General features: G+C 41.2%; 12 protein-coding genes and 2 rRNA genes. 6 read left to right on the forward strand and 8 right to left on the reverse strand.

Annotated features, from left to right (window positions below; genetic code table 11):
- The 4 genes from AAEU28_RS00005 to AAEU28_RS00020 form a co-directional block, all read left to right on the forward strand.
- Positions 1-2,354 (forward strand): 23S ribosomal RNA (locus AAEU28_RS00005); the annotation flags it as partial.
- A 117-nt stretch (positions 2,355-2,471) separates the two neighbouring features.
- Positions 2,472-2,585: ribosomal RNA gene (rrf, locus tag AAEU28_RS00010) — 5S ribosomal RNA — on the forward strand.
- Positions 2,586-3,015: 430 nt separating this feature from the next.
- Complete coding sequence (locus tag AAEU28_RS00015; protein WP_421962411.1) at positions 3,016-3,417, forward strand: hypothetical protein; 402 nt, start codon at positions 3,016-3,018, stop codon at positions 3,415-3,417.
- A gap of 141 nt (positions 3,418-3,558) precedes the next feature.
- Positions 3,559-4,221, forward strand: coding sequence for a GntR family transcriptional regulator (locus tag AAEU28_RS00020; protein WP_421962412.1), 663 nt, complete (start codon positions 3,559-3,561; stop codon positions 4,219-4,221).
- A 26-nt stretch (positions 4,222-4,247) separates the two neighbouring features.
- Here the strand turns inward: AAEU28_RS00020 and AAEU28_RS00025 are convergent, their stop codons facing one another.
- The 7 genes from AAEU28_RS00025 to AAEU28_RS00055 form a co-directional block, all read right to left on the reverse strand.
- Positions 4,248-4,622: a PH domain-containing protein gene (locus tag AAEU28_RS00025; protein WP_421962413.1), complete on the reverse strand. Its 375-nt coding sequence runs from the start codon at positions 4,620-4,622 to the stop codon at positions 4,248-4,250.
- A gap of 2 nt (positions 4,623-4,624) precedes the next feature.
- Positions 4,625-5,527 carry an ABC transporter ATP-binding protein gene (locus AAEU28_RS00030; protein WP_421962414.1) on the reverse strand — a complete coding sequence of 301 codons (903 nt, stop codon included), beginning with the start codon at positions 5,525-5,527 and terminating at the stop codon, positions 4,625-4,627.
- Positions 5,524-6,333, reverse strand: coding sequence for an ABC transporter permease (locus AAEU28_RS00035; RefSeq protein ID WP_421962415.1), 810 nt, complete (start codon positions 6,331-6,333; stop codon positions 5,524-5,526). Before AAEU28_RS00035 ends, AAEU28_RS00030 begins: the two co-directional genes overlap by 4 nt.
- 116 nt (positions 6,334-6,449) lie before the next feature.
- Complete coding sequence (locus tag AAEU28_RS00040; RefSeq protein ID WP_421962416.1) at positions 6,450-8,264, reverse strand: M2 family metallopeptidase; 1,815 nt, start codon at positions 8,262-8,264, stop codon at positions 6,450-6,452.
- Positions 8,265-8,393: 129 nt separating this feature from the next.
- Complete coding sequence (locus AAEU28_RS00045; RefSeq protein WP_138482511.1) at positions 8,394-8,831, reverse strand: hypothetical protein; 438 nt, start codon at positions 8,829-8,831, stop codon at positions 8,394-8,396.
- Between the two features lie 131 nt (positions 8,832-8,962).
- Positions 8,963-12,121 carry an efflux RND transporter permease subunit gene (locus AAEU28_RS00050; RefSeq protein ID WP_421962417.1) on the reverse strand — a complete coding sequence of 1,053 codons (3,159 nt, stop codon included), beginning with the start codon at positions 12,119-12,121 and terminating at the stop codon, positions 8,963-8,965.
- Positions 12,122-12,123: 2 nt separating this feature from the next.
- A complete protein-coding gene (locus tag AAEU28_RS00055; protein WP_421962418.1) occupies positions 12,124-13,299 on the reverse strand; it encodes an efflux RND transporter periplasmic adaptor subunit in 1,176 nt (391 codons plus the stop codon).
- Between the two features lie 270 nt (positions 13,300-13,569).
- On the opposite strand from AAEU28_RS00055, the gene AAEU28_RS00060 reads away from it, so the two are divergent.
- Positions 13,570-13,821: a YkgJ family cysteine cluster protein gene (locus AAEU28_RS00060; protein WP_421962419.1), complete on the forward strand. Its 252-nt coding sequence runs from the start codon at positions 13,570-13,572 to the stop codon at positions 13,819-13,821.
- Here the strand turns inward: AAEU28_RS00060 and AAEU28_RS00065 are convergent, their stop codons facing one another.
- Entirely contained in the window at positions 13,822-14,574 is a 753-nt protein-coding gene (locus tag AAEU28_RS00065) for an SDR family oxidoreductase (protein WP_421962420.1), read from the reverse strand. It lies immediately after the preceding gene.
- 129 nt (positions 14,575-14,703) lie between these two features.
- Here AAEU28_RS00065 and AAEU28_RS00070 point away from each other — a divergent pair, with 129 nt between their 5' ends.
- Entirely contained in the window at positions 14,704-15,711 is a 1,008-nt protein-coding gene (locus AAEU28_RS00070) for a tetratricopeptide repeat protein (protein WP_421962421.1), read from the forward strand.
- Positions 15,712-15,811 lie beyond the last annotated feature (100 nt).

Genomic DNA, 15,811 nt, shown 5'->3' on the forward strand with positions numbered 1-15,811 from the left:
TCGAGGGTGACTGCGTACCTTTTGTATAATGGGTCAGCGACTTATATTTTGTAGCGAGGTTAACCGTTTAGGGTAGCCGTAGCGAAAGCGAGTCTTAACTGGGCGTTGAGTTGCAAGGTATAGACCCGAAACCCGGTGATCTAGCCATGGGCAGGTTGAAGGTTGAGTAACATCAACTGGAGGACCGAACCCACTAACGTTGAAAAGTTAGGGGATGACCTGTGGCTTGGAGTGAAAGGCTAATCAAACCGGGAGATAGCTGGTTCTCCCCGAAATCTATTTAGGTAGAGCCTCGGACGAATACTTACGGGGGTAGAGCACTGTTAAGGCTAGGGGGTCATCCCGACTTACCAACCCTTTGCAAACTCCGAATACCGTAAAGTAATATCCGGGAGACACACGGTGGGTGCTAACGTCCATCGTGGAGAGGGAAACAACCCAGACCGTCAGCTAAGGTCCCAAAGTGTATGTTAAGTGGGAAACGATGTGGGAAGGCTAAAACAGCTAGGAGGTTGGCTTAGAAGCAGCCATCCTTTAAAGAAAGCGTAATAGCTCACTAGTCGAGTCGGCCTGCGCGGAAGATGTAACGGGGCTAAACATACCACCGAAGCTACGGCTGCATACATTAGTATGCGGGGTAGGGGAGCGTTCTGTAAGTGGCTGAAGGTGTGCCGGGAGGCATGCTGGACATATCAGAAGTGCGAATGCTGACATGAGTAACGATAATGCGGGTGAAAAACCCGCACGCCGGAAGACCAAGGGTTCCTATCCCATGTTAATCAGGGTAGGGTAAGTCGACCCCTAAGGCGAGGCTGAAGAGCGTAGTCGATGGGAAACGGGTTAATATTCCCGTACTTGGAATAATTGCGATGGGGGGACGGAGCAGGCTAATCAAGCATGGCGTTGGTTGTCCATGTGAAAGGCTGTAGGCTGGTGACTTAGGAAAATCCGGGTCGCTAAGGCTGAGAGTCGAGACGAGCTACTACGGTAGTGAAGTTGATGATGCCCTACTTCCAGGAAAAGCCTCTAAGCTTCAGATTATTTCGAATCGTACCCCAAACCGACACAGGTGGTCAGGTAGAGAATACTAAGGCGCTTGAGAGAACTCGGGTGAAGGAACTAGGCAAAATTGTACCGTAACTTCGGGAGAAGGTACGCTCCTATCTGTGATGAGATTTACTCTCTAAGCGGACGGGAGCCGCAGTGACCAGGTGGCTGGGACTGTTTATTAAAAACACAGCACTGTGCAAAATCGTAAGATGACGTATACGGTGTGACACCTGCCCGGTGCCGGAAGGTTAATTGATGGGGTTAGTCTTCGGACGAAGCTCTTGATCGAAGCCCCGGTAAACGGCGGCCGTAACTATAACGGTCCTAAGGTAGCGAAATTCCTTGTCGGGTAAGTTCCGACCTGCACGAATGGTGTAACCATGGCCACGCTGTCTCCACCCGAGACTCAGTGAAATTGAAATCGCAGTGAAGATGCTGTGTACCCGCGGCTAGACGGAAAGACCCCGTGAACCTTTACTACAGCTTGGCACTGAACATTGAGCCTACATGTGTAGGATAGGTGGGAGGCTTTGAAGTGGCGTCGCCAGATGTCATGGAGCCATCCTTGAAATACCACCCTTGTATGTTTGATGTTCTAACATAGGTCCCTTATCGGGATTGTGGACAGTGCCTGGTGGGTAGTTTGACTGGGGCGGTCTCCTCCCAAAGAGTAACGGAGGAGCACGAAGGTTGGCTAAGTACGGTCGGACATCGTACGGTTAGTGTAATGGTAGAAGCCAGCTTAACTGCGAGACAGACACGTCGAGCAGGTACGAAAGTAGGTCATAGTGATCCGGTGGTTCTGAATGGAAGGGCCATCGCTCAACGGATAAAAGGTACTCCGGGGATAACAGGCTGATACCGCCCAAGAGTTCATATCGACGGCGGTGTTTGGCACCTCGATGTCGGCTCATCACATCCTGGGGCTGAAGTCGGTCCCAAGGGTATGGCTGTTCGCCATTTAAAGTGGTACGCGAGCTGGGTTTAGAACGTCGTGAGACAGTTCGGTCCCTATCTGCCGTGGGCGTTTGAGAATTGAGAGGGGCTGCTCCTAGTACGAGAGGACCGGAGTGGACGAACCGCTGGTGTTCGGGTTGTGATGCCAATTGCATTGCCCGGTAGCTACGTTCGGAATCGATAACCGCTGAAAGCATCTAAGCGGGAAGCGAGCCTCGAGATGAGTTCTCACTTTAACTTTAAGTTAACTGAAGGGCCGTTGGAGACTACAACGTTGATAGGCTGGGTGTGGAAGTGTAGTGATACATTAAGCTAACCAGTACTAATTACCCGTGAGGCTTAACCATACAACGCCAAAGTGGTTTTAGCTCAGAAGCTAATATGAACTAGAGTAGAAAGTTTTAGAATTATCAGATTTTTCCAGATTTTAAGTTAATTGCGAAAGCGATTAGCGCACCGAATTTCCTGGTGACTATAGCGTTTTGGAACCACCTGACCCCATGCCGAACTCAGAAGTGAAACGAAACAGCGTCGATGATAGTGTGGGCTTCCCATGTGAAAGTAGAACATCGCCAGGGCCTAATTAGAGAAAGCCCGATTCGAAAGAGTCGGGCTTTTTTGCGTTTAAGTCCCTTTGCAATAGCTAAAATAGCTCACTTCACCTTGCGCAAAAGAAGCGCTCTCACTGCGTTCGCTGTCGCTAACTTTGCACTATAAGCGCAAGGTGAAGAGAGCAGCCTTCACAGTGGTTCGTCTTTTATTGTTGAATCAGTTTCCATGTAGATAAACCTCGTTTGCTAATTCATCCTTGAAGTAGTGCCCTTCGCGTATCCATGCGCTCACTTCCTCATGCTGCGAAACTTCGTTTCGGTCATTCGTCACCCTTGCGCAAAAGAACCGTACTCACTACGTTCGATGCCGGTAACCTTTTGCACTATGAAACATTCTCATGAGCTTTTATCTATCTAATATGCTGTAATGGTTAAACAATAATCATAAGGAACTCTAATGAAATCAATCTTGTATGTTTTTTTCCTAACTATTTCATTATCAGCTTTTGCTAATCCATTGAAGGGTACTTGGGAGTACGTCAGTGGTGAATATGCAACACCAGATGGAAATGTTAAAGCTGAAGCCCCGGCAGTAACTTCGACTCGAATCGTTTCAGATACGCACTTTAGTTATATTACACGACACTCAAATAAGTTTGCTTATGCAGGTGGAGGAACTTATGTTATCAAAGATAACTACTTTATTGAGACAGTGGAATATGGCAATTTAGAAGATTATATTGGTAGGACTATGGCCTTTACATTTAAAGTCGAAGGTGATCTTTGGTATCACACCCTGTATGAAAATGGTAAGTTCGTTGAGAGTGAAATCTGGAAAAGGGTACCGAGCAAACTTTAAAAATGCCTTTATTACTTTGAATCCTAGAAAGTTATTGAAAATGTTCTGTAATTAAGTAAAGTACACTATCGCTTTTTAGAAGTTATATTGTAAGCAGTATTTACGTGTATATTGAATGCCAAATGCTGTTCAGGGGTTAGTATGAGCATAGAGCATAAGACAAGAACTCAACTTGTTGCAGAAGCAATTAGAGAGAAAATACTTTCTGGTGAGATTAAAGCTGGTGAACCATTAAGACAAGCTGCTTTAGCAGAAGAATTGAACGTGAGCAGAATCCCTGTTCGAGAAGCTTTACTTCAATTAGAAGCTGAAGGGCTTGTTAATTTTGAAGCTCACAAAGGTGCAACAGCGACACAATTAAGTGCAGACCAAATAGATGAAATTTTTGATTTACGTGCTTTATTAGAGGCAGAGTTATTAAGCCACTCTATACAGAAGCTTACACCTCGTGATTTATTAGAAGCTGAAGCCATTTTGTATGACTTAGAAGAGGCTGTTGAGCGAGGTGATACGCAACTTGCCACTGGTAAGTTGAATGCAGAGTTTCACGGAAAACTATATTGTAAAGCTGAGAGACCGCAAACTGCTGAATTGGTAGATATGTATAGTAAGAACTCTGAACGTTATGTACGTATGCATATATTACTGGCAGGTGGTTTTGCAACTGCGCCTGAGGAGCACCGCACGTTATTAGATTTATGTAAGCAAAAAGACATAGATGCAGCTTGCGCCTTCTTGAAAAAACATATTCTAAGTGCAAAAGAAGACATTAAAGAGCTTCTTATTAAAATGGAACAAGAATAGAAAGAGCGGCTAGGCCGCTTTTTTTTTTACAATGTATATTTACTTATTATTCTGTAAACTTCGTTAATATTATCTCCGGCTTTAAATTCTTTAACAAGCGGCTCAGTCTCAGAGCCAATCCACAGTTTCAGTTCAGCATCCATGTCAAAATGACCCGCAGACTCTTTACTAAATTTAGTAATCTTGTTGTATGAGATAGTCAATATTTCCATTTTGGAACCAGTTACCCCTTGCTTATCAACTAATATCAAACGTTTATTAGTGAAAACAAACATATCGCGTATGACTTGATATGCTTTTTCTATTACTTCACCTTCGATCAAGCTATCTGCTAGTAACTCTTCTGTTTTACCACTATCTGCTTCACTTGCATTGCCTAATAAACCACTTAGTAAACCCATAGTTACTCCTTATTGAATAGTTCGTTTTCTAACGTGTTACCGTTAATTAACTGTCGGTATTGCCAATTTAGTTTATGACAATATTTTAGTAACTGTATATCGAATTGTTTATTTTCTGCTTTGTACTCAATGACAAACTCTTTAATTTGAGTTTGTTGTACATGGGTCACGTCTTGTAATTGTTTTAAGTAATCTAATGCCTGATGAGGTTCAGTTATTAGCTGTAGTGTTAAATAACTGTGTTCACCTTGATAGCTATGTGTTTTGTGTTCTGATAGAACGCCTTGCTCTAGATATAAGATATTTGAACACAGTCTTTCAAGTTCATTTAGGTCATGTGAGCTTAAGATAAAAGTTGCTTGGTCGCTCAAATCCGAAATTATATTTCTTATCTCTCTCGCATTTGCAGGATCTAAGCCTGCAGTTGCTTCATCAAGTAGAATAATTTCAGGTTTATTAATCAAGGCTTGTGCAATACAGACCCTTTTCCTCATACCATGAGACAACTCAGATACTCTGGCTGTGAGGTTATCTTTTAAACGTACTAATTCAAGTACTCTGTGGGTTTCACTGTTTGCATTGGATTTTGATAAGCCCTGGAGTCTGCCAAAGAAATTAAGCTGTTTTTCTAAAGAGAACCTTGGGTCTAATTGCGCATCTTGTGGCAAGGCTGAGAGTTTACTGAATAGTTTTGGATCTTCGAGGTCATAACCCAGTATTTCTACTTGCCCAGAGTCAGGTTTAAGGTATCCACACAGAATACTAAAAAGTGTTGTTTTCCCTGCACCATTTGGCCCTATAAGCGCCGTTGTTTTGCCTTTTTCTATTTCAAAAGAAACACCTTTCAAAGCGGCTTTTGATCCAAAACTTTTATTTAAATTTGTTACTTTTATTACTGAACTCATAATGCACGTTTCCTTAAAGCAACAATCGAAATGAGTAACCAACCCACACTTTGCACAACGGGTAATAGCCAATCAATAAAAGATGTATTCTTTTGTCCAGCTACATCTGTAATTTGCTCACCAGGAAAGACATAGAACAAAACATCAATAAACGGAATATAATGCGCAAGATAGGCAATGACAGCTGAGCCTAATGTGAATAACAAAATTGCCATTACGATACTCAATCTTGATGAGCTAGTGACTATGTTAAGAAATGCCATCAGTGCAATAAAAGGCATGCTTATTAAAGTTAACTGTATACTGAGTTTTAAACCGAGTAATAAGCCACTTGTAAAGAGAGACGAGTCTCTATACGACATTATGATCAAAGTGGCCAAGGCTGTTGCAGTAATTAAAGTAGCGATAATCAAAAGTTGACCAAGATAACGACCAAGCAGTATTTCTTCTCTTGTACTTCTTAATGATAAAAATCTGAGCGTGCCTCTCTGTCTGTCTCCTACAGTTTGATCTGAGCTTACAAACAATGAAAACAGTGGGAAGCAATAGAGTGAAATTACCCAATAAATTGAAAACTCGGCTTCAGGCCAAGATATTAGTTCCTGAAAGCCTATTCCGCCTGCAAGTTGCCTAGCAATATCTTTAAACATTGGGCCACTTAAAAAAGGTACGGCTTCGGCAATGAGATATTTAAAAATCATGAACCAAACCATTGCGAATGCGGCGAGGGCCAATAAGCCTCTTTTTGTTGCAAATAAACGCGTTAATTCAAATTGCGTAATTTGCCATACTCGAAACAATGACATAAATTCTCCTTTAACTTACGGTAACATTAGCTGTTACTCTAAGTAAATTAAAGACTTAAATTGTTTCAGAGTATGGCAGTTGTAACAAAGTTATCTATTCAAGAGTAACTTTGAAATTACCAGCCACACTGTCGGCCTTGGTTTTGCTCATCTAAATATTTTTGCAGTGGTGCAAAGTAATCTAGGATTGCAGTTGCATCCATTTGTTCGCTGCCCGTCAGGGTCGCTAATGCTTCTTGCCATGGGCGACTACTACCCATCTCAAGCATAGTATTTAAACGTTCACCAGCTTCTTTAGAGTTATAAACAGAGCAACGATGAATTGAACCTTTGTCACCGGCTATTTCACACAGTGCTTTATGGAACTCAAATTGTAAGATATGTGCTAAGAAGTAACGTGTGTAAGGTACATTACCTGGAACATGATACTTTGCACCTGGATCGAAATCGTTTTCAGTTCTGGCTATTGGCGCTTTAATTCCTTGATATTTTTCACGAAGCTCCCACCAAGCTTGGTTGTACTGTGCAGGGCTGATTTCACCATTGAATACTTTCCAACGCCATTGATCTACTAGTAATCCAAAAGGAATAAATGCAACTTTGTCTAGCGCCATCTTCATTAGTAAACCAATGTCTTTTGACTCGTCAGGTACTTCATCTAATAGACCAATTTCTTTTAAATACCCAGGTGTTACAGAAAGCGCAATTGTATCACCAATGGCTTCATGGAAACCGTCATTTGCACTTTCTTGGTAATATACTGGTTGTGTATTGTAAGCACGTTGATAGAAATTATGTCCTAACTCATGGTGAATAACTGAAAACTCTTCACCTGTACGTTGAATACACATCTTGATGCGTAAGTCATCCTTAGCATCTAGATTCCACGCCGAAGCATGGCATTGTACATCTCTATCTTTTGGCTTAGTGAATAGGGAGCGGCTATAAAATGTCTCAGGTAATGGAGCAAAGCCCATCGAAGTGAAAAACTTCTCAGCACCTTTAACCATAGTAAGCTCGTCATAATTATGTTTCGCTAATAGCTCTGTCACATCATAGCCAGGATCTGCATTTTCAGGTGCAACAACGTCGTATATATTGCCCCAAGTTTGTGCCCACATGTTACCTAGTAAATGAGCAGGAATAGGTTGATTTTGAGGTACTTTATCTTCTCCATATTTCTCACCAAGTTTGGCACGAACATGACAATGTAAAGAGTCATAAAGTGGCTTTACTTGGCCCCAAATTCTGTCTAGTTCATCTGCAAAATCATCTGCTGGCATATCATATTTGCTTCTCCACATAGCCCCTGTATCGGCATAGCCTAGTTCTTTTGCCCCTTCATTTGTTAGAGCAACTTGCTTTTCATAGAGGGGGCGCATTGGTTTTGCAACTTGTCGCCAACCTTGCCAGATATCTAACAACTCCTCGTAATCTCGAGACGTAGCCATTTTAGATGTCATTTCACCAAGGCTCATGCACTTTTCGCCCTTACAGTATTTGCCTTTACCGTACATGCCGTCTAACTCGGCTAGAATATTTGCCAACTCTTTAGATTTCTCTGCATTCTGAGGAGCTGGCAGGGTTAGAGCCAATTTTAGTTTGTCCATTTTTCGACGATTATCCTCACTTAGAGTAAGTGAGTCGAATTTTGCTGCTTCATTAGCCAAACGAACAACTACATCTGTATATTCACGATTAACATCTGCAGAGAGTGACGCTGTATCTTCAGTAATAAAGTTTGCATAAATCCAAGCTGCACGAGAAGCTCTGGCGTTAAGGTCTACTAATGTTTCAGCAGAGCTAGCTAGAAAGGTTTCTGCATCTTGCTCAGTGACTGTTTTATTTTGGCTTACGGTATTACAAGCTGTCAGGGCGAGTGTACTTGAAACGATTAACGCTCCGATACTCAATTTAAATTTTGTTGTCATTATTTTTTCTCAGTTGTATTTATTCGGAGGAATAATAGCAGTGGTTGTTTGGTGCGACAATGTGATGCTGTTGGGAAGTGAGGTAATGAAAAATAAAAAAGGCTGGATAACCAGCCATATGTTTAAGTCTTATCTTGCAAATGGGTCTGGGTTAATCTTATCGACGTACCATTTGCCTTTCTTACGTATCATTTGAACGCTGCGCATATCGTCAACCTGTTCACCTCGTAGCATACCAGTGAATACTAAATTGACTTTGGCATCATCGCCATATTGCTCTCGAAGGCTTTGATTGGTCATATCAACTTCAATTGTGACAGAGTCATACTGAAGGTTTACTAAGTTTCTTGCAAATTGTTTTGCTGTTCCATAAGAGCGCATGATCCTGCCCATTTTAGGCGTTGCAAGCTGTATCGCTGCATCAAAATCTTTTTTGTTATAGATGGCATCAAAATACATAGTCGCTGCATAACCGGGGCTACTTTTGTCGCCCCTTGCAGATTCATCCGAGCCACAGCCGAAAAATGTAACTAGAACAAGAAGAAGCAGTGTAGTGATTTTTGTCATAGTGAGAAAATATTTTTAAACAACTTAACTTAGTGTGTCTCGTTAAGTTTATTTTGTAAAGTGAATGAGAAAACTTTGAGAAACAAAAAAGCTCGGCATTTACAATGCCGAGCTTTTATCAGCCTTAAGACTTAGTTATTTAGCGAATTTTCTAAATTCGCATTTACTGTATTATCGGTTTGTTTGTTTTTCTTACGAAACAAACCTTTGATATCTTCTAACACTACATACTGACACGGTATTAATATCAAAGTAATGACTGTTGCAAACAAAACGCCAAACGCAAGAGATACTGCCATTGGAATAACAATTTGAGCTTGCAAACTCGTTTCTGTGATAATTGGGACTAAGCCAATAAATGTTGTTAAGGATGTAAGTAAAATAGCTCTGAAACGTTTACAGCCGGCCTCAACAACAGCTTGTTTTAGCGCAATACCTTCTTCTCTAGCTTTGTTAACAAAATCAACCATGACCAGTGAGTCATTTACTACCACACCTGCAACCGCGATGATCCCGAAGAAAGAGAGGCTACTCATTGTCATGCCCATCACAACATGACCAAAGACAGCGCCAACAACACCAAATGGGATCACAGACATGATCAATATAGGTTGTGAGTAAGAGCGAAGCGGAATAGCAAGTAGCGCAAAAATGATCATCATTGATAGCGCAAAATCACGAATTTGCTCAGCAACACTGTCCATTTCTTCTTGAATTCGACCAGCAACACTACTTTGTACACCAGGGTAGTTTTTCAACAAAGAAGGCAGGTATTCATCACGGATTTCTTCAGCAATTTTGAACGGCTCAGCTTGGTTTGTATCTACTGCTGCCCAAACATTAATAGTACGTTTCGCATTTTCACGACGAATACGACTCACACCATCGACTAGATTAATTTTAGCAACTTCTACAAGTGGTACTTCAGCACCCGCTGGAGTGATAATACGTACATTTTGTATATCACTGATAGAGTTACGAGACTCTTTAGGGTAGCGGATCATGACTTTTATTTCTTCACCTTCACGAAGAATACGTTGTGCTTCTAACCCGTAATAACTAAAGTTAACCTGAGATGCAACATCAGCCAGAGTTAAGCCCATACTATAAGCGAGTGGTTTTAATTCCAACTGTACTTCGTCTGTAGCACTTTGCATAGAGTCGTTCACGTCACCTACGCCAGCCATAGAGTTCAGTTTAGCTTTAAGTTGTTCAGCAACTTCTTTCAACTCATCTTTATTCTTACCTTCCAGTCTGAAGCTGATGTCGCCATCATCTCGGCCACCATTCATGATGCTATCTTCGATGTTAAGTGTTTTAACACCTGGTAAAGGCGGCATTTGTTCGCGCCACATGGCACTTAACGCGAAAGTGTCGATAGGGCGAAGGTCAGGTTCAACTAGGATTGCCATGATCTGAGCATTGGTTCTACCTCGTAGGCTAACCGACAGGTCACGTACCATTTTCTGGCCATACTTAGCTTCGATTTGTTTATCGACTTCTAAAATAAGCGCTTCAACTTTTTGCGCAGTTTCAAGTGTCGCAGTTTCAGAGCTTGAGAGGTTCATCTCTATTCTTACTTGAGGGAAGTCATGCGGAATTTTAGGATTTGCGACAAACTTCACTAATCCACCTGCAAACATACCTGCAGCGACTATAAGCACAGTTAAGAAACCAACAATTACGGTGTAACGGTAGTGAATACAGCGTTCAATAAATGGGCGGTAAAGGTTTTCGATAAAGTTCTTAAGACCTCCGTCTAAAATTTCACGTAAACGGTGGAATGGGTTTTTAGGGTTACTCGGCTTATCTTTCATCGCTGCTAAGTGAGCAGGTAAGATTAGCTTTGACTCAACTAGAGAGAAGAGTAGGCAAAGAATGATGACACCACCAATGGCCTTTGAAAATGCCGCTGCTGGGCCGGTCGCTAGTGTTTGTGGTAAAAACGCGGCAACCGTTGTCAAAACACCAAAAGTTGCTGGAATAGCAACGCGTTTTACACCACGTACTACGTTATCAAGGCTATGACCTTTCTTTTCTATTTCTGCATGGACAGATTCGCCGACCACAATGGCATCGTCAACCACAATTCCGAGCACTAGAATGAATGCGAATAATGAAGCGAGGTTAATGGTCACATCTAAAAAGCCCATCGGCATAAATAAAAATGCACCAAGGAACGAAACTGGCAAGCCCATCATTACCCAAAATGCTAAGCGTACACGCAAGAACAGCGCAAGCATTAACATAACCAGAATACCACCCCAAATCATATTCTCGATCATCATATTCAAACGACCATCTAGGTAGTAAGTTAAATCAATGAACGGTTCTATTTGAACGTCAGCTGGTAACGTTTTATTGCGTTCAGCTAGGTATCTCTTAACTGTATCAGCGACTTTGGTAATATCTTGATCTTTTGACGCTCTTAGCTCAAAAGTCAGTGAATTTTTGCCATTGTATTTTGAAAATTGTAAACCTTCTTCAAAGCCATCTTTAACTACTGCAACATCTCTTAAGAAAATCTGAGCGCCATCTTCTAGTGTCTTTAATGGTAAATTTTCAAATTCATGGCCCCGATATGCCTGATTTTCAACACGCATTGAAATGTAACCATTATCAGAGCGTATTTGACCTGCCGACATATTGGCTGAAAAGGCACGTACAGCTGAAGATATATCTCGGAAAGTTAAGCCATACTCGCGAAGCTTATCTGGGCTAACCTCGATACCAATTTCATAGTTTAAACCACTGAAAAAACTTAACAGGTTTACACCAGGAAGGGCTAACATTTCGTCATGTAAGGTATTGCCAAGCTCTTTTAGTTCGGCATTACTCAAGCTGCCACTCAGTGACATCCACATCACTTCTTGTTCGAACTTGTCGTATCGAACGATAGGGCGCTCCATGCCTATTGGAAAACTCGAAATCGAATCAACCTGCATTTTCACTTCATCAAGTACTTCCTGCGGGTTGTAACCTTCTTGAACTTGTATCCAAGTTTGCGAAAAACCACGGTTAGAATAGGTGATGAGTCGTTTGATCCCTTCAAGGCCTTCCATTGATTCTTCGACCTTAATGGTTATGCCTTCTTCAACCTCTTGTGGCGCCGCCCCAGGGTAAACTGCTTGAATACTTAACCATGGGCTTTCAAATTGCGGAAACATTTGTTTGCGAATAGAAAAAGCCGTTAAGATCCCGCCGACTAATATAAATATCATTAATAAATTTGCAGCAACGGGGTTGCGTGCAAACCAGGCAATTAAGCCTTTTTCAGTTGATGTACTCATGCTTATTCCTCCTTAAGCGCAAGCTGCGTTTCAGGAGAAGAAATAGGAGAGTCATCAGTACGAAGTTGCATTCCCTCTGTTGGATACTCTAGTGCAGACGTAATGATTTGAGCGCCATTCATCAGGCCTTGATCTATGATTGCCATGCCATTTGTTTCACGGATGATATTGACGCCCTTAAAGCTCAGGGTTAAATCATCATTTAGAACGGCAACCTTATTATCTTTAATTAAGTGTTGTGGTACTTGAATGGCATTTTCAACTAAAGCGCCCTCAATAGAGGCATTCAAGTAAGCACCAAAACGAAGTTGTTTTGAACTATCAGAATAAGGCTGCGAAACTTGTGCAACTAAATAAGTCATACGGCTGCGCTGATCAATGACACCTTCGCTACGCACCACTGTACCTTGCCAAGTAACAGTTTTACCCGCAACTTGTGCAGTTAAAGCGACATTTGCGTCAACACCTTGTTGAGGTAAGTATTGCAATTCATGATCAGCGACAGGAAGGCGAATTTCAGCTACTGAAGTAGAGTTCAGGGTACCAAATTTACTGCCAGGGTTTACAACACTACCTAAACTGACAACGCGGCTTTCAATAATTGAATCATATGGTGCTTTTATGTAAGTGCGTTCAAGGTTTCGTTTTGCGCGTTTTACACTTGCTTGAGCGGCCTTAAAGCGGGCAAGTTTTTCAGCAAGTTGAGGTTTACGCAAATAAAGTTCAGAAGGGATGGTCTCATTGGCATTATTCTTAATACGCTGCCACTCTTTTTTAGCAACATGTGCTTGAGCCTGTTCAATTTCAAGTGCAGAGCTTGCTTGTGCAAGGCTAGCCTCTGCTTCAATTAAAGCTGCTTCATAGTCGTTAGGATCTATGCGAGCTAAAATATCACCTTGTTGAACAAAGCCACCTTTCACAAATTTATCCGAAAGTTCGATAATTTGTCCGCTAACTTGCGCAACTAGCTCTGTTGTGTACTTAGGTTTAACAATTCCATAGGACTCTACGTTTAGTCTCATATCAGAGATTGTGATAGGCGCAGCCTGTACAAGAGGGTGAATGATTTTCTCTGGTTTCTTTTCAGGTGCTTGTTTCATAGATGAAAGTCCAATGAAAACAGCAACACCACCAGCTAAAACCGCTAAGGGTAAGAGAATTTGTTTTTTACTAGCCACAATAATAGTCCTTCCGACGGTAGAATGACGCTTCAGCATTCTATTTTATTAATCTACACAATGAGCATACTCGATCAGATGTTTCTAGGTATTTATATGCAGTAAGAAGATGTAACAATCCGTGTATTCATGACATAGTTATTTACATTTGCAGGTACAACCTAGATTGTAAATATAGTTGATATTTTCAGGATAATTGATTCAGTGATTAATAAGGCTTGTTTAGCGTGTTAAACTATCTTTCTTATCACTTTTAAAGGCCGTCTTAACGTGGAGTGTCGATTACACTGTGGGGCTTGTTGCATAGCGCCAAGCATAAGTACAAGTTTTCCGAATCACCCAAATGGTAAAAAAGCAGGGGAACGTTGTAAAAACTTGACCGATGATAACTTGTGTAAGTTATTTGGTCAGCCGGAACGCCCTCCTGTTTGCCATGATTTTAAGGCGGTGGAGTGGGCATGTGGTAAAAACCAAACTGAAGCATTTCAGATTCTAACTGAGCTTGAAACCCTGACAAGTTGATCACAATCCTCCTGCTAGATCTATGAAGTTTCCTGTTGCATAAGATGATTTGTCTGAAGCTAACCAATAAATGGCGTCAGCGACTTCTTCCGGCTTTCCACCGCGCTTCATAGGCAGTTTTTCTTTTAATCTATTTACTCGGTCTGGCTCTCCGCCGTCTGCATGAATGTCTGTGTAGATTAACCCAGGCCTGACACAATTAACGCGAATGCCATTTGCAGCAACTTCTTTTGCAAGGCCGACAGTGAGCGTATCAATAGCGCCTTTGCTTGCAGCATAATCTACATACTCGTTAGGGGAGCCCGTTCTTGATGCAGCCGAAGAGACATTAATAATACTGCCACCAATGCCGCCAAATTCTGTCGACATGAGCTTAACCGCGTATTTAGAGCAAAGAAAGTAACTCATGACGTTACTCGTCAATACATCTCTTACTCGCTCCTCAGTTAACTCAATGAGTTTTGCCTGAGGTTTTAAAATACCCGCATTATTCACCAGAACGTCGATTACGCCCAGCTGTTCGGTGGCAACTTCAAATAGTTTTTGTACTTCTTTTTCTTTATTGACGTCGGCTTGCACTGCTATGGCTGTTCCACCCATTGCTTTAATTTTGCAGACTACTTCATTCGCGGCATCAGCCTTGTTAAGGTAATTAACACAAACGGCATAATTGTTTTTAGCAAATAGCATAGCTGTAGCTGCACCAATACCACGGCTTGCACCTGTAATTAATACGACTTGTTTTTTTTCCATTATACTTCCATATAACTTATAAGCGCATGAAGAGTGTTTGTTTGAATTTTAGTCTTTATACAATTCATGCTGATGAACTAATGTAAATTTACTATTATTTATAGACTTTAGTAAATTTAAGCTTCTTACATGATACGTTTTATTTTCAGTGTTATTTTCATTCTGTCATTTGCTTCAGTAGCCAAGGTTAGTTTTGAAGAAAAGATCACTGAGGCTGAAGACTACTTGACGGTCAACCCAGCAACATCTTTGCTAAAATTAGAGAAAATAAACAAAGATGGAATAGCTGTCGAGCAATTGATCAGGTGGCATTTGATCAGAATGAGAGCCGCTGTACCTACAAACCAATTAGATAAACTTAGTGAGTCTTTAGAAACCGTATTTCACCACAAAGAGCATCCCTACTTTAAAGCCCATCTAACTTCGTTTCTGAGTGGAACTGGGATCTATCTTAGGAAAAAGCAATTTCTGGCCGATGCGCAAAAAAGTTTAGAGTGTGCTTATAAATATGCGCAAAATGGAACACAAAGGTTAACTTTAACGAATAGTTTGGCATTGGTTGCACGCCAACAAAGCGATTATCACAGCGCTAGGTTACTTTATAAAAAAGCCCGCGCATTGGCAGTAGAGACAAATCGAGGAAACATCATTGCAATGATAGATAATAACCTCGGAATGATTGAATTTGATGTAGGCAATATTAAAGAGGCTGAAGCGTATTACCGACAAGCATTAAAAGGCTATCAACTAATTGATAAGCGCTCAGGCATAGTGACAGCTAGCATTAATTTACTTTTTTCATTCTTACTACAAGACAAGTTTTTAGATTATCAGCGCTTGTATTCACCAACGGCAACCTTGACCCTCGCTTTTCCGAATCAATCTAAACAATCTCTTTTGTACTGGATCCATCAAAGGTATTTACAGCTTCAGGGAGGAAAAATTACCGCTCAGCAAATTCAAAAACTAAAAGAGGCATATTCGAATTTAGAAGACATTAAGGTCAAAATACACATATATAAGTATCTTGCCGAATTCATGAACATCTCTTTACAAGCACCAGAAAATAAAGCTAATCAAGAGTTTAATCGCCCATGGTTTGTGGCTGTTAAGCAGTGCGATTGGGTTTTGAATTAGTTTTACTCTACATATTTCTACAATAAAGCCTTAACTAAAGCGTCACGAGTTTGTAAGAAATCACGTTTACTCTATGCAAAATCAATCTGGACTAGACCAG

The organism is Pseudoalteromonas sp. SS15, from assembly GCF_049257195.1.
Lineage (GTDB): Bacteria > Pseudomonadota > Gammaproteobacteria > Enterobacterales > Alteromonadaceae > Pseudoalteromonas.